Annotated in this window: 24 protein-coding genes; 22 read left to right on the top strand and 2 right to left on the bottom strand. The window is 64.7% G+C overall.

Annotated elements, in window-relative coordinates; genetic code table 11:
* Positions 1-3: 3 nt before the first annotated feature.
* The 6 genes from AC1DJH_RS09720 to AC1DJH_RS09695 all read left to right on the top strand — a co-directional run bounded on the left by AC1DJH_RS09720 (position 4) and on the right by AC1DJH_RS09695 (position 6,826).
* Positions 4-1,014: a TRAP transporter substrate-binding protein gene (locus tag AC1DJH_RS09720; RefSeq protein ID WP_478185537.1), complete on the top strand. Its 1,011-nt coding sequence runs from the start codon at positions 4-6 to the stop codon at positions 1,012-1,014.
* A 238-nt stretch (positions 1,015-1,252) separates the two neighbouring features.
* Positions 1,253-3,643, top strand: coding sequence for a sensor domain-containing protein (locus AC1DJH_RS09715; protein ID WP_478185536.1), 2,391 nt, complete (start codon positions 1,253-1,255; stop codon positions 3,641-3,643).
* A gap of 90 nt (positions 3,644-3,733) precedes the next feature.
* Positions 3,734-4,699: a LysR substrate-binding domain-containing protein gene (locus AC1DJH_RS09710; protein WP_472125055.1), complete on the top strand. Its 966-nt coding sequence runs from the start codon at positions 3,734-3,736 to the stop codon at positions 4,697-4,699.
* A gap of 133 nt (positions 4,700-4,832) precedes the next feature.
* Positions 4,833-5,408 carry a Dps family protein gene (locus AC1DJH_RS09705; RefSeq protein ID WP_435437502.1) on the top strand — a complete coding sequence of 192 codons (576 nt, stop codon included), beginning with the start codon at positions 4,833-4,835 and terminating at the stop codon, positions 5,406-5,408.
* 75 nt (positions 5,409-5,483) lie between these two features.
* Positions 5,484-6,344 (top strand): 4-hydroxybenzoate octaprenyltransferase, encoded by an 861-nt coding sequence (gene ubiA, locus AC1DJH_RS09700; RefSeq protein ID WP_478185535.1) that lies wholly within the window; start codon positions 5,484-5,486, stop codon positions 6,342-6,344.
* An 11-nt stretch (positions 6,345-6,355) separates the two neighbouring features.
* Positions 6,356-6,826, top strand: a complete 471-nt coding sequence (locus AC1DJH_RS09695) for a MaoC/PaaZ C-terminal domain-containing protein (RefSeq protein ID WP_478185534.1) — start codon at positions 6,356-6,358, stop codon at positions 6,824-6,826.
* A gap of 6 nt (positions 6,827-6,832) precedes the next feature.
* Here AC1DJH_RS09695 and proC read toward each other — a convergent pair whose 3' ends face one another.
* Together proC and AC1DJH_RS09685 are read right to left on the bottom strand one after the other, a co-directional pair.
* Complete coding sequence (proC, locus tag AC1DJH_RS09690) at positions 6,833-7,699, bottom strand: pyrroline-5-carboxylate reductase (protein ID WP_478185533.1); 867 nt, start codon at positions 7,697-7,699, stop codon at positions 6,833-6,835.
* A complete protein-coding gene (locus AC1DJH_RS09685) occupies positions 7,696-8,838 on the bottom strand; it encodes an esterase-like activity of phytase family protein (RefSeq protein WP_478185532.1) in 1,143 nt (380 codons plus the stop codon). The genes proC and AC1DJH_RS09685 overlap by 4 nt, the downstream gene beginning before the upstream one ends.
* 269 nt (positions 8,839-9,107) lie before the next feature.
* On the opposite strand from AC1DJH_RS09685, the gene rplN reads away from it, so the two are divergent.
* The 16 genes from rplN to AC1DJH_RS09605 all read left to right on the top strand — a co-directional run bounded on the left by rplN (position 9,108) and on the right by AC1DJH_RS09605 (position 17,444).
* Positions 9,108-9,476: a 50S ribosomal protein L14 gene (rplN, locus tag AC1DJH_RS09680; protein WP_009124801.1), complete on the top strand. Its 369-nt coding sequence runs from the start codon at positions 9,108-9,110 to the stop codon at positions 9,474-9,476.
* Between the two features lie 12 nt (positions 9,477-9,488).
* Positions 9,489-9,821 (top strand): 50S ribosomal protein L24, encoded by a 333-nt coding sequence (gene rplX / locus AC1DJH_RS09675; RefSeq protein ID WP_435437507.1) that lies wholly within the window; start codon positions 9,489-9,491, stop codon positions 9,819-9,821.
* 11 nt (positions 9,822-9,832) lie between these two features.
* Positions 9,833-10,372 (top strand): 50S ribosomal protein L5, encoded by a 540-nt coding sequence (rplE, locus tag AC1DJH_RS09670; RefSeq protein ID WP_013544114.1) that lies wholly within the window; start codon positions 9,833-9,835, stop codon positions 10,370-10,372.
* A gap of 8 nt (positions 10,373-10,380) precedes the next feature.
* The gene (gene rpsN, locus AC1DJH_RS09665) at positions 10,381-10,686 is read left to right on the top strand and encodes a 30S ribosomal protein S14 (protein WP_093436359.1); all 306 of its coding nucleotides are present in this window, start codon (positions 10,381-10,383) and stop codon (positions 10,684-10,686) included.
* Positions 10,687-10,706: 20 nt separating this feature from the next.
* On the top strand, positions 10,707-11,102 hold the full coding sequence (gene rpsH, locus AC1DJH_RS09660) for a 30S ribosomal protein S8 (protein WP_056516708.1): 396 nt from the start codon (positions 10,707-10,709) through the stop codon (positions 11,100-11,102).
* A gap of 24 nt (positions 11,103-11,126) precedes the next feature.
* The gene (gene rplF / locus AC1DJH_RS09655) at positions 11,127-11,660 is read left to right on the top strand and encodes a 50S ribosomal protein L6 (RefSeq protein ID WP_435437508.1); all 534 of its coding nucleotides are present in this window, start codon (positions 11,127-11,129) and stop codon (positions 11,658-11,660) included.
* A gap of 14 nt (positions 11,661-11,674) precedes the next feature.
* Entirely contained in the window at positions 11,675-12,040 is a 366-nt protein-coding gene (gene rplR / locus AC1DJH_RS09650; RefSeq protein ID WP_042672913.1) for a 50S ribosomal protein L18, read from the top strand.
* Positions 12,041-12,058: 18 nt separating this feature from the next.
* Positions 12,059-12,577, top strand: a complete 519-nt coding sequence (gene rpsE / locus AC1DJH_RS09645; protein WP_013544109.1) for a 30S ribosomal protein S5 — start codon at positions 12,059-12,061, stop codon at positions 12,575-12,577.
* A 25-nt stretch (positions 12,578-12,602) separates the two neighbouring features.
* Positions 12,603-12,788: a 50S ribosomal protein L30 gene (gene rpmD, locus AC1DJH_RS09640; protein ID WP_009124818.1), complete on the top strand. Its 186-nt coding sequence runs from the start codon at positions 12,603-12,605 to the stop codon at positions 12,786-12,788.
* Positions 12,789-12,799: 11 nt separating this feature from the next.
* Complete coding sequence (gene rplO / locus AC1DJH_RS09635; protein WP_101491466.1) at positions 12,800-13,231, top strand: 50S ribosomal protein L15; 432 nt, start codon at positions 12,800-12,802, stop codon at positions 13,229-13,231.
* 27 nt (positions 13,232-13,258) lie between these two features.
* Positions 13,259-14,572: a preprotein translocase subunit SecY gene (secY, locus tag AC1DJH_RS09630; RefSeq protein ID WP_435437510.1), complete on the top strand. Its 1,314-nt coding sequence runs from the start codon at positions 13,259-13,261 to the stop codon at positions 14,570-14,572.
* A gap of 66 nt (positions 14,573-14,638) precedes the next feature.
* Positions 14,639-14,752 carry a 50S ribosomal protein L36 gene (gene rpmJ / locus AC1DJH_RS09625; protein WP_013544106.1) on the top strand — a complete coding sequence of 38 codons (114 nt, stop codon included), beginning with the start codon at positions 14,639-14,641 and terminating at the stop codon, positions 14,750-14,752.
* Positions 14,753-14,775: 23 nt separating this feature from the next.
* Positions 14,776-15,141: a 30S ribosomal protein S13 gene (gene rpsM / locus AC1DJH_RS09620; RefSeq protein WP_093243005.1), complete on the top strand. Its 366-nt coding sequence runs from the start codon at positions 14,776-14,778 to the stop codon at positions 15,139-15,141.
* Positions 15,142-15,153: 12 nt separating this feature from the next.
* The gene (gene rpsK / locus AC1DJH_RS09615) at positions 15,154-15,558 is read left to right on the top strand and encodes a 30S ribosomal protein S11 (protein ID WP_009124825.1); all 405 of its coding nucleotides are present in this window, start codon (positions 15,154-15,156) and stop codon (positions 15,556-15,558) included.
* 130 nt (positions 15,559-15,688) lie between these two features.
* Entirely contained in the window at positions 15,689-16,312 is a 624-nt protein-coding gene (rpsD, locus tag AC1DJH_RS09610; RefSeq protein ID WP_009124826.1) for a 30S ribosomal protein S4, read from the top strand.
* 142 nt (positions 16,313-16,454) lie between these two features.
* The gene (locus AC1DJH_RS09605) at positions 16,455-17,444 is read left to right on the top strand and encodes a DNA-directed RNA polymerase subunit alpha (RefSeq protein ID WP_093059385.1); all 990 of its coding nucleotides are present in this window, start codon (positions 16,455-16,457) and stop codon (positions 17,442-17,444) included.
* Positions 17,445-17,490: the final 46 nt, after the last annotated feature.

Below are 17,490 nucleotides of genomic sequence, written 5' to 3'. Positions count from 1 at the left end.
GCCATGAACCGCTCCCCCGTCATCAGCCGCCGGTCATTCACGTTGCTGGCGTGCGGTGCGGGGGCGATGTCGGCGCTGTCCCCCGCTTCGGCCGCGTCCGGTGCCACCGTGTGGCGGCTGGCCAGCGGCTATCCGGCGGAGAACTTCCACACGGTCAACCTGCTGGCGATGGCCCAGCAGGTCGAGCTGGCCACCCAGGGGCAGCTGCGCATCGAGGTCCATCCGAAGAACACGTTGGTGGCCCTGAATGCCATCCGCGCCGCGGTGCAGGACGGCAAGGTCGAGGCCGGCGAAGCGATCATGAGCAGCCTGGTTGCCGACGTGCCGATGGCCGGCGCCGACTCGGTGCCGTTCATCACCCACGGCTACGCCGACGCGATGCGGCTGTGGCGCATCCAGCGGCCGCTGATCGAGCGGTCGTTCGCGCAGCGCGGCCTGCGCGTGCTCTATGCCGTGGCGTGGCCGCCGCAAGGCCTGTATGCGAACCGGCCCTTGGGCGGCATGAGCGACCTGCGCGGCCTGCGCATGCGCGCCTACAACGCCACCACCGCACGCATCGCCACGCTGATGGGCGCGGTGCCGGTCGACGTGCCGGCCACCGAGCTCGACCGCGCGCTGGCGGACGGGCGCATCGACTGCATGATGACCTCGGCCGTCACGGGCGTGGAAAGCCGGGTGTGGCAGTCGATGCGCTTCTTCTACGACATCGACGCGTGGTTTCCCAAGAACCTCGTGTTCGCCAACGCAAAGGCCTGGGACGCATTGCCTGCGGCCTCGCGCGCCGCGCTGGAGACGGCCAGCGCGGCCGCCGAGTCGCGCGGCTGGGCTGCCAGCGCCGCCGCCGCGGCCCGCGCCATGGACGAACTGCGGCGCAATGGCGTGAGGATCGAACCGGTGCCCTACCTGTTCAGCCGCGACCTCCAGCGGCTGGGCGAGCATTTCTCGCTGGACTGGGTCAAGCAGGTGGGCGTGGGGGCCAACGATGTGTTCGTTCCGTACTTCGACAAGCGCTGAATCAGTTAACTTTTGTTTCAAATCCTCGTATCATCTTCGGGTTTTACCCTGCATTTCCGAGCAAAAGACACCCGCAAGTCGCTTCAGGCAACGACAACGCAACACGAGACCGCAGGTCCAGGGGAATGGCTCTTTCTGCAGTTCTTCGGTTCGATGAATGCCGGTGTGCAAGATGCAAGACGCGTGGATCAATGCTGACAGGGGCGGGGCTTTCACAGGGCCCGAAGGGGGGCGGGAGGTGCCGACTGCACCGGCCGGTTTGCGGGCGCTCGACGGCGCTTTCGCCACGCTGACGCTCGACGTCCGGGGCCGCGTGTTGCGGGCCAACAACCATTTCCTGAGTGCCTGGGGCTACACGCTCGACGAGCTGCAAGGGCGCGACTTGCTCGACATCAGCCCCGCGGACGGCCTGCCGGACAGCCTGTCCGCCATCTGGGACGAGGTGCTGCGCGGCGAGCGGCGCGTCGTCGAGCGCATGCGCCTGCACAAGGACGGCACCCGGCGCTGGGTCCAGGCCTTCTACACCGCGCTGGCGGACGCGAACGGCGTGGTGCGGCAGGTGGTGGAGACCTCGAACGACATCTCGTCGCGCGTGCTCAAGGCCGCCGACGACCGCGGCCAGATCCAGGCCATCAACCTGTCGCAGGCGGTGGTCCAGTTCGCGCTCGACGGCACGGTGCTCGATGCCAACGCGCGCTTTCTCGACGCCATGGGCTACCGGCTGGACGAGGTGGCGGGGCGGCACCATCGCATGTTCGTCGACGCGGCCTACGCCGAAAGCGCGGAGTACGCAGCCTTCTGGGCCGCGCTCGCTGGCGGCAACCATCACGCAGCGGAGTACCGGCGCCTGGGCAAGCACGGCCGCGAGGTCTGGCTGCAGGCCACCTACAACCCGATCTTCGACCCCGCGGGCCGTGTGCGAAAGGTGGTCAAGTACGCCACCGACATCACGCAGGAAAAGCTGCGCCAGGCCGATTTCCAGAGCCAGATCGAGGCCATCGGCAAGTCGCAGGGCGTGATCACCTTCCGCGTCGACGGCACCATCCTCGATGCCAACGCGAACATCCTCGCGACCTTCGGCTACGCGCTGGACGAGGTGGTGGGCCGCCACCACCGGATGCTGATGGAGCCCGGCGTGGCCGACACCGAGGCGTATGCCCAGTTCTGGCAGACGCTGCGCTCGGGCAAGTTCGTCTCGGGGCGCCACAAGCGCATCGGCAAGGACGGGCGCGAGCTCTGGCTGCAGGCCTCGTACAACCCGGTGTACGACCTGAACGGCCAGCTCACGCGCATCATCAAGTTCGCGATCGACGTCACTGCCGACGTGGCGCTGGCCCAGGCGTTCGAGGACGCGCAGCGCCAGGCGCAGCACGACGCGGCCACCTCGCTGCCCAACCGCACGCGCCTGTCGGCCTTCATGGCGGCTGCGCTGACGCATCCGCAGGCGCGGCTGGTGGTGCTGTACCTGGACCTGGACCGCTTCAAGCCCATCAACGACACCTACGGCCACCCGGTCGGCGACAAGGTGCTGGGCGAGGTGGCCGACCGGCTGCGCCGTTCGCTCAAGAGCGACCAGCTGGCCGCGCGCATCGGCGGGGACGAGTTCGTGATTGCCGCGCCCCACCTGGCGGACGAGGAGATCGACGCCTTCTGCCAGCAGCTGCTGGAGGCCATTGCCGCGCCCATCCGCAACGACGTGGGCATGCTGGAGGTCGGCGCGTCGATCGGCGTGGCGGTGTCGCCGGCCGACGGCACCACGCCCGACGAGCTGCTGCGCTCGGCGGACACCGCGCTGTACCGCTCGAAGCACAACGGCCGCAACACCTACTGCTTCTTCGCCAACGAGATGAACGACCGCGTGACGGCCAGCCGCCGCATGATCGAGGAGATGCGCCGCGGCATCGTGGCCGGCGAGTTCTACCTCGACTTCCAGCCGCGCTTCGACGCACGCACGCAATCGATCCGCAGCGCCGAGGCGCTGGTGCGCTGGGCGCATCCGCAGCGCGGGCGCATCGGGCCGGACGACTTCATTCCGCTGGCGGAAAAGAGCGGGCTGATCCTGCCGCTGGGCGATTGGGTGCTGCAAACGGCCTGCGAGGCCGCGGTGCAGTGGCCGGAGATCGGCGTGTCGGTCAACGTGTCGCCGGTGCAGTTTCGCGACGGCCGCCTGGTGCAGCGCGTGCGCGACGTGCTGGCGGGTGCCGGCCTTGCGCCCGAGCGGCTGGAGATCGAGATCACCGAAGGCGTGCTGATGGACGACGCCGAGGGCGCGGGCATCGTGCTGCGCGAGCTCAAGGCGCTGGGCGTGAAGCTGGCCATCGACGACTTCGGCACCGGCTACGCGTCGCTGAGCTCGCTGCGCAGCTTCCCGTTCGACGTCATCAAGATCGACCGGCAGTTCATCGCCGACATCGAGCAGCGCGACGGCAGCCGCGACGTCGTCAAGGCAATCCTGGCGCTGGGCAAGGCGCTGGGCCTGTCGGTCACGGCCGAGGGCGTGGAGACCGACGGCCAGCTCCAGACGCTGATCGAGGACCACTGCGCCGAAGTGCAGGGTTTCCTGCTGGGCCGGCCGATGACGGCGCCGATGCTCGTCGAGATGGTCGAGGACGTGGAAGCGTTGCGCTGAGGGGCGCAGCGGCAGTTCCGGCACTTTGGCAGGGCCTTGCGGCCCCGGGCCAGCCCGGTTGCGGCCCCTTGCGCATAATTGACGCAAGCTATGACTCTCACCGAACTCAAATACATCGTCGCAGTAGCCCGCGAACGGCACTTCGGCAAGGCGGCCGAGGCCTGCTACGTCTCCCAACCGACCCTGTCGGTGGCCATCAAGAAGCTCGAGGACGAACTCGAGGTCAAGCTCTTCGAGCGCAGCGCCGGCGAAGTGACCGTCACGCCGCTGGGCGAGCAGATCGTGCAGCAGGCGCAAAGCGTGCTCGATCAGGCCGCCAGCATCAAGGAAATCGCCAAGCGGGGCAAAGACCCGCTGGCCGGTCCGCTGAACCTGGGCGTGATCTACACCATCGGCCCTTACCTGCTGCCCGACCTGGTGCGCCAGGTGATCGCCCGCACGCCGCAGATGCCGCTGGTGCTGCAGGAGAACTTCACGGCCAAGCTGCTGGAGATGCTGCGCGCCGGCGAGATCGACTGCGCCATCATGGCCGAGCCCTTTCCCGACACCGGCCTTGCCATGGCGCCGCTGTACGACGAGCCCTTCATGGCGGCGCTGCCCGTCAAGCACAAGTTCGCCGACCGCGAATCGATCACCTCCGAAGAACTGCAGAGCGAGACCATGCTGCTGCTGGGCACGGGCCACTGCTTTCGCGACCACGTGCTCGAGGTGTGCCCCGAGTTCGCGCGCTTTTCCAGCAATGCCGAAGGCATCCGCAAGAGCTTCGAGGGCTCCTCGCTGGAAACCATCAAGCACATGGTGGCCTCGGGCATGGGCGTGACCCTGGTGCCGCGCCTGTCGGTGCCGGCCGAGGCGCTCAAGCCCAGGGTCAAGGGCCGCAAGGAATTCGAACAGATGGTGCGCTACCTGCCCGTGCGCGACGCGCACGACCGCGAGCCGCCCACGCGCCGCGTGGTGCTGGCGTGGCGGCGCACCTTCACGCGCTACGAGGCCATTGCGGCGCTGCGCAATGCCATCTATGCGTGCGAGCTGCCGGGCGTGAAGCGGCTGTCCTAGCAGTTCGCGGAATCGGCCTACGCCGCCGCGGTTCGGAATCGTTCATCGCTGAGATAGAGTGACGCTGTTGCGAAGCCGCGCGCCGGCTTCCAGAATTCCGGTGTTCCCCCAACTTGAAGAAAGAGTTCTCGCCATGGCCAAAGCCCCGAAGAAATCGTCGTCAGCTTCCTCCGCCGGCAAGGTGCCCAAGAAGGGCGGCGCGGTGGTCGCGCAGGAGTCGGGCAGCCGCAACGCGCCGATCATCAACATCGGCATCGAGCGCCAGGACCGCGCCGCCATTGCCGAAGGCCTGAGCCGCGTGCTGGCCGACACCTACACGCTGTACCTCACCACGCACAACTTCCACTGGAACGTGACGGGCCCGCACTTCAACTCGCTGCATGCGATGTTCATGGGCCAGTACACCGAGCTCTGGAATTCGACCGACGTGCTGGCCGAGCGCATTCGTGCACTGGGTCACTACGCGCCGGGCTCGTACGCCGAGTTCAGCAAGATCGCCACCGTGCCCGACGTGCCGCAGAACCCGCCCAAGGCGATGGAGATGGTGCGCATCCTGGTGAAGGGCCACGAGACCGTGTCGCGCATCGCGCGCGAATTCATTCCGGTGGCCGAAGAAGCCGGCGACGACCCGACGGCCGACATGCTGACCGCGCGCTGCACGGTGCACGACCAGACGGCCTGGATGCTGCGTTCGCTGTTGGAGGACTGATCCCCGTCCTTCGGACCTGGGCAACCCGAAACGAGCGGCACAATGGCCGCTCTTTTTTTGCCCGCCGCAATCGCAATGCTTGCCCGCCGTTTCGCGCTGTACCTAGACCTGATCCGCTGGAACCGTCCCGCCGGCTGGCTGCTGCTGCTGTGGCCCACGCTCGGTGCGCTGTGGTTCGCGGCGGACGGCTGGCCCGGCTGGCACCTGCTGGTGGTGTTCACGCTGGGCACCTTCCTCATGCGCAGTGCCGGCTGCTGCATCAACGACGTGGCCGACCGCGACTTCGACCGCCACGTGAAGCGCACCGCGCAACGGCCCGTGACCAGCGGTGCCATGTCGGTCAAGGAGGCGCTGGGGCTCGGCGCCGTGCTGGCGCTGGCGGCCTTCGCCCTGGTGCTCACCACCAACCGGCTCACGGTGCTGTGGTCGTTCGCGGCGCTGGCCATCACGCTGGCCTATCCCTTCGCCAAGCGCTTCGTCTCGGTGCCCCAGGCGGTGCTGGGCATCGCCTTCAGCTTCGGCATTCCGATGGCCTTCGCGGCGGTGCAGTCGACGGTGCCGGTGCTGGTCGTGTGGCTGCTGGTCGGCAACCTGTTCTGGGTGCTGGCCTACGACACCGAGTACGCCATGGTCGACCGCGACGACGACCTGAAGATCGGCATGAAGACCTCGGCCATCACTTTCGGGCGCCTCGACGTGGCCGCGGTGATGACGAGCTACGCGATCTTTCTGGCGATCTGGGGCTGGGCCGGCGCGAGTCACGCGCTGGGCGTGTTGTTCTATGCCGGCATCGCCCTGGCGACGGCGCAGGCCGTGTGGCACTGGCGGCTGATTCATGACCGCACGCGCGACGGCTGCTTCAAGGCCTTCCGCCTGAACCACTGGTTGGGCTTCACCGTGTTCGCCGGCATCGTGGCCGGCTACGCGGTGCGCTGAGGGCTTCTTCGATGCTGGAGAGACTGACGCAGAAGATCGGCCAGGCGGGCTTCTCCGAATGGCACTGCATCACGCAGGAAATGGTCGAGCGCTACTCGGAGCTGTCGGGCGACGGTGAGGGCGAGTGGATCCACCTCGACCCCGAGCGCGCGGCGCGTGAGGCGCCTTACGGCGGCACCATCGTGCAGGGCTTCTTCCAGGTCTCGCACCTGATCCGGCTGACCGGCGAGGCCATGCGCACGCTGCTGCTTTTCGATTCGAACCACGCGCTGAACTACGGCTTCGACCGGCTGCGCTTTGTGCGGCCCATGCCGGTGGGCGCGCGCTTCCGGGCACGGGTGCGCATCCTGGAAGTGACGCCCAAGCCGGACGACAGCTTCTTGCTGAAAGAGGAAGTGCTGCTCGAGCTGGAGGACGGCACGGTCACGCTGGCCGCCGAATGGCTGTTCTTCCTCGGGCCGCGCGCACTGCCGCCGGCCTGAGCACCTTCAGCTGCGGCCGAATTCCTCGCCCAGTTCGGCGGCGCGCTTCTGCGCCGCGCGGATCGCGGTCTTGAACTGCGCCTTCACGTCGGCCTGCTGCAGCGAGGTGATGGCTGCGTAGGTCGTGCCGCCCTTGGAGGTGACGCGCTCGCGCAGCACCGAAGGCGGTTCGGTCGCGCTGTGCGCCAGCGCCGAGGCGCCGGTGAAGGTGCCGATGGCCAGCTGCTGCGCCTGCTCGGGCGTGAGGCCCATCTCGACACCGGCTTCGGTCATCGCCTCGATGAAATAGAACACGTAGGCCGGACCCGAGCCTGACATGGCGGTGACGGCGTCCAGCGCCGATTCGGCGTCGACCCAGATCAGTTCGCCGGTGGGCGCCAGCAACTGCCCGACCGTCGCGCGGTCGGCGCTCTCGGCGCCGGGGCGGGCGTACAGGCCCGTCATGCCCTTGCCCACGAGTGCGGGCGTGTTGGGCATGGCGCGCACCACGCGCTCGGTGCCTAGCCAGCGGGCGATGCTGTCCGACGGAATGCCCGCGGCCACGCTCAGGTGCAGGGCGTCGGTCGCGAATTCGCGCACCGGGCGGGCCGCGTCCGCGAAGGTCTGGGGCTTGACCGCCCAGACCACCACGCCGCAGCGCGACAGGGCCTCGCCGGCCTCTGCCTGCGCCGTGATGCCGAAAGAATGGGCGAGCTTCGCGCGGGCCTCCTCGAAGGGCTCGACCACCTCGAACGCTTCCGCCGGTGTGCCCTGCTGGATCAGGCCGCCGATGATGGCGCTCGCCATGTTGCCGCCGCCGATGAAGGCCACGGGCGGCAACGGCGGGAGCGGCGCGGGGCCGGTGCGGGGGAGGAAGGTGACGGCGATGGTCATGGTCGGTCGGTGCGGTCTGTGTAGGCGAAGGCGGCGAACTGGGTCACTTGAAGCGGGTTGAAATTGTCGTCGCTCACGACCACCAGCACGCGCTGGCCGTCGGGCAGCGGCGGCCCCCAGCACATGCCTTCGGTGTTGTCGAGGCGGGACAGGCCGAGCGTGGCGAAGTCGGCCACCAGGGTCTTGGCCGCAGGGCGGTGGTTGCCCGGCGCCAGCGCGTCGACGGCGAGCACGTCGCTGGCCGCGCGGGTGTCGATCTCGTACAGGCGCAGCGAGTTGCCCGTGCCAGTGGCGTAGGCGCGCTCCAGCACCAGCATGCGGTCGGCGTCGAGCATCAGGATCTCGCTCACGCCGTTGTCCGCGTACGTGCCGGGAACCAGCGGGCGCAGCGGGATGGCGTCGGGCACGTAGGCCACCTGGCGGTCGGCCTGGCCGGTCTGCAGGTCGATGCGGGTGAAGCGGCAGGGGCCGCCGGGCGCACCGACGGTGGGCTCGGGACCGTCCTGGACCAGGGCGTTCTCCATGCCCAGCCAGGCGAAACGGCCGTCGGGCGTGAGGGTGACGCCCTCGAAGCCGAGGTTGTCGCGCGGGCCGCGGCGCTGCGCCGGATCGGGCTGGAACATCGCTGGCATCGGGAACTGGCGCAGGAAGCGGCCGTCGCGGGCCGACTCGTACAGCGCGGGCCCGAAGCCGCGTGCGACGTCGCCCTCGCTGGTCCAGAGCAGGGTATTGGTCGCCGGCCGCAGGCGCAGGGCTTCCGGGTCGGGGACGGGGAGCCCGTCGACCGCATGGCGCCGGTTCGGCCAGGGGCCGCCGCCGGGGCGTTGCAGCTGCACCACGCCGACGGGCTCGGGCTGCGCCAGCCGGGGCTGCGGCCACCGGGCCGTGTAGCAGCGCACGGGGGCGAGGTCCGACCGGTCATCGCTGATCAGCAGGTACTCCCCCTGGATCGGGTCGTAGTCGATGCCCGAGAGGCCGCCTGCCGTGGTGCCCTCTATATTGAAGCGGTGCGGCCATCGCGCTTCGGCGATACGGCGCAGCCGGCCAGTTCCGGGGCTGGAAGTCGGGGAGGCACTCCTGCAGGCGGCCAGGCTCAGCGCCAGCAGGCCGGCCGCGCCCGCCAGAAGGCGCCGGCGCAAGGGCGGCGAAGGCGGCGAAGGGGCGTTCGAAAGGGAGTTCTCGGGGGAGCGCACGCCCTGAAGTCTAGTGCCAGTGCGAAATGGCGGAATGGGGTTGTTGACATCGCCCTGAGAGCGTGCAACAATCGCGGGCTTCGCTTCTAAAAGGCGAAGCTTTCAGCCCAAAGCGGAAGCGCCCCGAGTGGTTCGGGGTGTGGACGACGGGACCAAGACTGACCGCGGTGTCTCCCTCCTGGAGGCTCATCGGTACAAGTTGGGAATATCAAGAAATGATCCAAACTGAATCCCGGCTCGAAGTGGCCGACAACACGGGCGCGAAATCCGTCCTGTGTATCAAGGTGCTCGGTGGCTCCAAGCGGCGTTATGCCAGCGTGGGCGACGTCATCAAGGTGAGCATCAAGGAAGCCGCTCCGCGTGGTCGCGTCAAGAAAGGCGAGATCTACAGCGCAGTGGTGGTCCGCACCGCCAAGGGCATCCGTCGCGCTGACGGCTCGCTCGTCAAGTTCGACGGCAACGCTGCAGTGTTGCTCAACGCCAAGCTGGAGCCTATCGGCACCCGCATCTTCGGACCGGTCACGCGCGAACTGCGCACCGAGAAGTTCATGAAGATCGTGTCGCTGGCACCCGAAGTTCTCTAAGGACACAACGCCATGAACAAGATTCGCAAAGGCGACCAGGTCATCGTGTTGGCCGGTCGTGACAAGGGTAAGCGCGGTACCGTTTCGCTCCGCAAGGACGATTCGCACATCGTCATCGACGGCCTGAACCTCGTCAAGAAGCACACCAAGCCGAACCCGCTCAAGGGTACGACCGGTGGCATCGTCGAGAAGTCCATGCCCATTCACCAATCCAACGTGGCGATCTTCAACGCCGCGACCGGCAAGGCCGATCGCGTGGGCATCAAGGTCACCCAGGGTGCTGACGGCAAGCGCGTGGCTGTTCGCGTCTTCAAGTCCAGCGGCGACGAAATCAAGTTCGCCTAAGAGGTACTCACATGGCACGTCTCCAACAACACTATCGCGAAAAGATCGCGAAAGACCTGACTGAAAAGTTCGGCTACAAGTCGCCGATGCAGGTCCCGCGCCTCACCAAGATCACGCTCAACATGGGCGTGGGTGAAGCAGTCGCCGACAAGAAGGTTCTCGACAACGCTGTCGCCGACCTGACCAAGATCGCCGGCCAGAAGCCCGTGGTCACCAAGTCGAAGAAGGCTATCGCCGGTTTCAAGATCCGCGAAAACCAGCCCATCGGCTGCATGGTCACGCTGCGTGGCGTGCAGATGTATGAGTTCCTGGACCGTTTCGTGACCATCGCGCTGCCGCGTGTTCGCGACTTCCGCGGCATTTCCGGCCGTGCGTTCGACGGCCGTGGCAACTACAACATCGGCGTCAAGGAACAGATCATTTTCCCCGAGATCGAGTACGACAAGGTCGATGCCTTGCGCGGTCTCAACATCAGCATCACGACGACGGCCAAGACCGACGAAGAAGCCAAGGCGCTTCTGGCTGGTTTCCGTTTCCCGTTCAAGAACTGAGGCGAACTGTGGCTAAACAATCTTTGATCCAGCGCGAACTCAAGCGCGACAAGCTGGTTGCCAAGTTCGCTGCGAAGCACGCTGAACTGAAGGCGGCTTCCAACGACCTGAAGAAGAGCGACGAAGAGCGCGCAGCTGCCCGTCTGGGCCTGCAAAAGCTCCCGCGCAATGCGAACCCGACCCGCCAACGCAACCGTTGCGCGATCACCGGTCGCCCGCGCGGTACCTTCCGTCAATTCGGTCTGGCTCGCGCCAAGATCCGTGAACTGGCTTTCGCTGGCGACATCCCCGGTGTCACCAAGGCCAGCTGGTAAGCCAGGCAGGAGCAAACAACATGAGCATGAGTGATCCCATTGCCGACCTGCTGACGCGTATCCGTAACGCGCAGATGGTGGCGAAGCCCACTGTGTCGATCCCGTCTTCCAAGGTGAAGGCTGCGATTGCACAAGTCCTGAAGGACGAAGGCTACATCGACGGCTTCGAAGTGAAGACCGATGCAGGCAAGTCCGAACTCGTCATCACGCTGAAGTACTACGCTGGCCGTCCGGTCATCGAACGTATCGAACGCGTGAGCCGCCCCGGCCTGCGCGTCTACAAGGCCAGTGCAGCCATTCCGCAAGTCCAGAACGGCCTTGGCGTTGCGATCGTCACGACCCCCCAGGGCGTGATGACCGACCGCAAGGCTCGCGCCACCGGTGTCGGCGGCGAAGTTCTGTGCTACGTCGCCTAACCGAGACATCGAGGAGTTACTGAAATGTCCCGAGTAGGAAAAATGCCGATCACCATCCCCGCAGGCGTGGATGTGTCGATCAAGGAAGACCAGATCAGCGTGAAGGGCACGGGCGGTTCGCTCGTCCTGCATCGCAATGCACTGGTCAAGGTCGTCAGCAATGACGGCAAGCTGAGCTTCGAGCCCGCCAACGAATCGCGTGAAGCGAACGCGATGAGCGGCACGATCCGTCAGCTGGTGAACAACATGGTGGTTGGCGTGACCAAGGGCTTCGAAAAGAAGCTCAACCTGGTCGGCGTCGGCTACAAGGCTGCAGCCTCCAACAACAAGTTGAACCTGCAAGTCGGTTATTCGCATCCGGTCAACATCGAAATGCCGCAAGGCATCACGGTGGCCACTGCGACCCCGACCGAAATCGTGATCAAGGGTGCTGACCGTCAGCGCGTTGGTCAAATCGCCGCTGAGATCCGCGCTGTTCGTCCGCCTGAGCCTTACAAGGGCAAGGGCATCCGTTATTCGGACGAGAAGATCGTGATCAAAGAGACCAAGAAGAAGTAAGGGGCAGCAAAATGATGTTGACCAAAAAAGCACAGCGTCTTCGCCGCTCGCGCCAGACCCGCATTCGCATCGCGACGCAGGGCGTGGCCCGTCTCACGGTGAACCGCACCAACCTGCACATCTACGCCACCGTCATCTCCGACGACGGCACCAAGGTGATTGCAACCGCATCGACGGCAGAAGCCGAAGTGCGTACCTCGCTCGGCGGTTCGGGCAAGGGCGGCAATGCCGCCGCAGCCACCGCAGTCGGCAAGCGCATCGCTGAAAAGGCGAAGGCTGCAGGCGTCGAGAAGGTCGCTTTCGACCGCGCTGGTTTCGCATACCACGGCCGCGTCAAGGCGCTGGCCGAGGCCGCCCGCGAAGCCGGTCTGCAGTTCTAACCGGACACGAGATTCAAAATGGCAAAGATTCAAGCAAGAACGCAGAACGAAGGCCCTGAAGACGGTTTGCGCGAGAAGATGATCGCGATCAACCGCGTCACCAAGGTGGTGAAGGGTGGTCGTATCCTCGGTTTCGCAGCACTCACCGTGGTGGGTGACGGCGAAGGTCGCGTCGGCATGGGCAAGGGCAAGTCGAAGGAAGTGCCTGCTGCCGTGCAGAAGGCAATGGAAGAAGCCCGTCGCAACCTGGCCAAGATCTCGATCAAGAACGGCACGCTGCATCACCGCGTGACGGGTCATCACGGCGCCGCTTCGGTCGTCATGATCCCCGCCCCGAAGGGTACCGGCATCATCGCCGGCGGCCCGATGCGCGCCGTGTTCGAAGTCATGGGCATCACCGACATCGTGGCCAAGAGCCATGGTTCGTCGAATCCCTACAACATGGTTCGCGCCACGCTCGACGGGTTGAAGAACTCGACGACCGCGTCCGCGGTGGCTGCCAAGCGTGGCCTGACCGTCGAAGAAATCTTCGCTTGAGCGCAAGCCTGAAAGAAGCATTCAAATGACGACGCAACAACAAACCCTCAAGGTGCAATTGGTCAAAAGCCCGATTGGCACCAAGGAATCGCATCGCGCGACCGTGCGTGGCCTCGGCCTGCGCAAGCTCAACAGCGTGAGCGAGCTGCAAGACACCCCGGCGGTGCGCGGCATGATCAACAAGATCAGTTATCTGGTCAAAGTTCTGTAAGAGAGACTGATATGGAACTCAATGGCATCAAGCCGGCAGCCGGCGCCAAGCACGCTAAGCGTCGCGTTGGCCGTGGTATCGGCTCTGGCATCGGCAAGACCGCAGGTCGCGGTCACAAGGGCCAGAAGTCGCGCGCAGGCGGTTTCCACAAGGTGGGCTTCGAAGGCGGTCAAATGCCTCTGCAGCGTCGCCTGCCCAAGCGCGGCTTCAAGTCGCACCTGCTGAAGTTCAACGCCGAAGTCACGCTGACTGCCCTCGAGCAGCTCGGCCTGGCCGAAGTGGACGTCCTGGCGCTGAAGCAAGCCGGCCTGGTGGGCCAGCTCGCCAAGGTCGTCAAGATCATCAAGACCGGTGAACTCACCAAGGCCGTCAAGCTGACGGGCGTGGGTGCAACGGCTGGCGCCAAGGCTGCTATCGAAGCAGCCGGCGGCAGCTTCGCCTGATCACCCTCGGACTGAAAGAAGTTCTTCGTGGCAACTAACGCGGCAACGATCGCAAAAACAGGCAAGTTCGGCGACCTTCGTCGTCGGCTCGTGTTTTTGCTGCTCGCGCTCGTGGTCTACCGGGTCGGCGCTCACATTCCTGTGCCGGGTATCAACCCGGACCAGCTGGCAGCGTTGTTCCAGGGCCAGCAGGGCGGCATTCTGAGCCTGTTCAACATGTTCTCGGGCGGGGCGCTGTCGCGTTTCACCGTGTTCGCGTTGGGGATCATGCCGTACATCTCGGCGTCGATCATCATGCAGTTGATGACCTACGTGATTCCTACCTTCGAGCAATTGAAGAAGGAAGGCGAGGCTGGCCGCCGCAAGATCACTCAGTACACGCGCTACGGCGCGCTGGGTCTGGCACTGTTCCAGTCGTTCAGCATCTCGGTGGCGCTCGAGTCGTCGGCCGGCCTGGTCATCGCACCCGGCTTCGGCTTCCGCCTGACCGCCATGGTAAGCCTGACGGCCGGTTCGATGTTCCTGATGTGGCTCGGCGAGCAGATCACCGAACGCGGCCTGGGCAACGGCATCTCGATCCTGATCTTTGCAGGTATCGCAGCTGGCCTGCCCAACGCCATCGGCGGCCTGGCGTCCCTGGTGACGACCGGTGCGATGAACCCCATCATTGCGCTCTTCATCATCGCGGTCGTGGTGCTGGTCACTTACTTCGTGGTGTTCGTGGAACGCGGCCAGCGCAAGATCCTCGTGAACTATGCGCGGCGACAGGTGGGCAACAAGGTCTATGGTGGCCAGTCTTCGCACCTGCCGCTGAAGCTGAACATGGCTGGCGTGATTCCGCCGATCTTCGCTTCGTCGATCATCCTGCTGCCCGCAACGGTGGTTGGCTGGTTCAGCACGGGTGAAGGTGGTTTCCGCTGGATCAAGGACATCGCTGGCGCGCTGCGTCCGGGTGAGCCGATCTATGTGCTGCTGTATGCCGCTGCGATCGTTTTCTTCTGCTTCTTCTACACGGCTCTCGTGTTCAACAGCAAGGAAACGGCCGACAACCTGAAGAAGAGTGGTGCATTCATTCCTGGCATTCGCCCGGGTGACCAGACCGCTCGCTATATCGACAAGATTCTGGTTCGCCTGACGTTGGCCGGCGCGGTGTACATCACCTTCGTCTGCCTGCTGCCAGAGTTCCTGATCCTGAAGTACAACGTGCCGTTCTACTTCGGTGGTACCTCCCTGCTGATCATCGTGGTCGTCACGATGGACTTCATGGCCCAGGTGCAAAACTACATGATGTCCCAGCAGTACGAATCGCTGCTGAAGAAGGCTAACTTCAAGACATCGTAGGGCTGTGTTTTTCAGTATTGAGTCCGGGCGGTAGACCGCCACGTTAAACAGTTTTAGGAGAATGAAATGAGAGTTTCGGCTTCGGTCAAAACCATCTGCCGTAATTGCAAGGTCATCCGCCGTAAAGGTGTGGTGCGTGTGATTTGCACCGACCCGCGCCACAAGCAGCGCCAGGGTTGATTGAAGAGTATTAGAGGACGCACATGGCACGTATTGCTGGCATCAACATCCCGCCGCACAAGCACGCTGAAATCGGCCTGACCGCCATTTTCGGTATCGGTCGCACCCGCGCCCGTCAAATCTGCGAAGCGAGCGGCATCGAATATTCGAAGAAGATCAAGGATCTGACCGACGGCGATCTCGAGAAGATCCGCGATCAGATCGCTCTCTTCACCATCGAAGGCGATCTGCGTCGCGAAACGACGATGAACATCAAGCGTTTGATGGACATCGGTTGCTATCGCGGCTTCCGTCACCGTCGCGGCCTGCCGATGCGCGGCCAGCGCACGCGCACCAATGCCCGCACCCGCAAGGGTCCGCGCAAGGCTGCGCAGTCCCTGAAGAAATAAGGATAGACCAGCATGGCTAAAGCACCTGCAAACAACGCCGCACAGCGCGTTCGCAAGAAGGTTCGCAAGAACGTTGCGGACGGCATCGCCCACGTGCATGCCTCGTTCAACAACACCATCATCACGATCACCGATCGCCAGGGCAACGCCCTGTCGTGGGCTTCGTCGGGTGGCCAGGGCTTCAAGGGCTCGCGCAAGTCGACGCCGTTCGCTGCGCAGGTGGCTTCCGAAGTTGCCGGCCGTGCTGCTGTTGAACAAGGTATCAAGAACCTCGACGTCGAGATCAAGGGCCCCGGCCCCGGTCGCGAATCGTCGGTGCGCGCACTGGCTGCGCTCGGCATCCGGATCAATTCCATCGCCGACGTGACGCCCGTTCCGCACAACGGCTGCCGCCCCCAGAAGCGTCGCCGCATCTGAGCGTCAGTCTGCAAGGCGCAGCCGGCTTTGAATAGCGGCTGCGCATTTGTTTTTTATCTAAGCCCACCGCCATCCGCGTCTCGCAGGTGGCTCCCGCAGGCAACTGCGGCAGATACACAAAGGAAAAATCGTGGCACGTTACCTCGGCCCCAAGGCCAAACTTTCCCGCCGTGAAGGCACCGACCTGTTCCTGAAGAGCGCCCGCCGCTCGATCCAGGACAAGGCCAAGTTCGACTCCAAGCCCGGCCAACACGGTCGCACCTCGGGTCAGCGCACTTCCGACTACGGCCTCCAACTGCGTGAAAAGCAGAAGGTCAAGCGCATGTACGGCGTGCTCGAAAAGCAGTTCCGCCGCTACTTCGAAGAAGCCGATCGTCGCCGTGGCAACACGGGTGCCAACCTGCTGTTCATCCTCGAATCGCGCCTGGACAACGTCGTCTACCGCATGGGCTTCGGCTCGACCCGCGCCGAAGCGCGTCAACTCGTGTCGCACAAGGCGATCACGGTGAACGGTCAGTCGGTCAACATCCCGTCGTACCTGGTCAAGACCGGTGACGTGATCGCCGTGCGCGACAAGTCGAAGAAGCAGAACCGCATCGTCGAAGCGCTCCAGCTCGCCCAGCAAGTCGGTATTCCGGCATGGGTCGATGTGAACGCCGACAAGGCCGAAGGCACGTTCAAGAAGGTGCCCGATCGCGACGAATTCGCAGCCGACATCAACGAATCGCTGATCGTCGAACTCTATTCGCGTTGATTTTTTCTTCCCGCATCCGCCCTTCGGCGCATGCGGGAGATTGTTATTGTTGTTCACGTTCCTGCCCCGCACTCTGCTGCGGGTCAGGTGCTTCACCAGCCTTACCGGTGTAACGAGCCGGGGGTATTGAGAGGAAGTCTGCATGCAAACCACCCTGCTGAAACCCAAGACCATTCAGGTCGAGCAACTTGCGCCGAACAAGGCCAAGGTCACGCTCGAACCTTTCGAGCGCGGCTACGGCCACACGCTCGGCAACGCGCTGCGTCGCGTTCTGCTGTCGTCGATGGTGGGCTACTCTGCCACCGAAGTCACGATCGCTGGCGTTCTGCATGAGTACTCGTCGATCGACGGTGTGCAGGAAGATGTCGTCAACATCCTTCTGAACCTCAAGGGCGTGGTGTTCAAGCTCCACAACCGCGACGAAGTCACGCTGAGCCTGCGCAAGGACGGCGAAGGCCCTGTCCTGGCCTCGGACATCCAGACCCCGCACGACGTCGAGATCATCAACCCTGACCACGTGATCGCGCACCTGTCGCAAGGCGGCAAGCTCGACATGCAGATCAAGGTCGAAAAGGGTCGCGGCTACGTGCCCGGCACGATGCGCCGCTATGCGGACGAGCCGACCAAGTCGATCGGCCGCATCGTTCTGGACGCGTCGTTCTCGCCCGTGAAGCGCGTGAGCTACACGGTCGAAAGCGCCCGTGTCGAACAGCGTACCGACCTGGACAAGCTGCTGGTCGAGATCGAAACCAACGGTGCGATCACCGCCGAAGACGCCGTGCGCGCATCGGCTAAAATCCTGGTCGAGCAGCTCGCCGTGTTTGCGCAGCTCGAAGGCGGCGAACTCGCTGCATTCGATGCACCCGCACCGCGCAGCGCACAGCAATTCGATCCGATCCTGCTGCGTCCTGTCGACGAACTCGAACTGACGGTGCGCTCGGCCAACTGCCTGAAGGCCGAAAACATCTACTACATCGGTGACCTGATCCAGCGCACCGAGAACGAGTTGCTCAAGACCCCTAACCTGGGTCGCAAGTCGCTCAACGAAATCAAGGAAGTCCTCGCTTCGCGCGGCCTGACCTTGGGCATGAAGCTCGAAAGCTGGCCACCGGCCGGCCTCGACAAGCGTTGATTTGAATTTTTGAAGGTTGGCCCGGAAAAGGGCCAGTGCACCGGGC

The sequence above is a fragment of the Variovorax sp. 10N412 genome (assembly GCF_056394985.1).
Note: the sequence above shows the minus strand (reverse complement) of the source record. Positions and strands in the feature narration are given on the sequence as shown.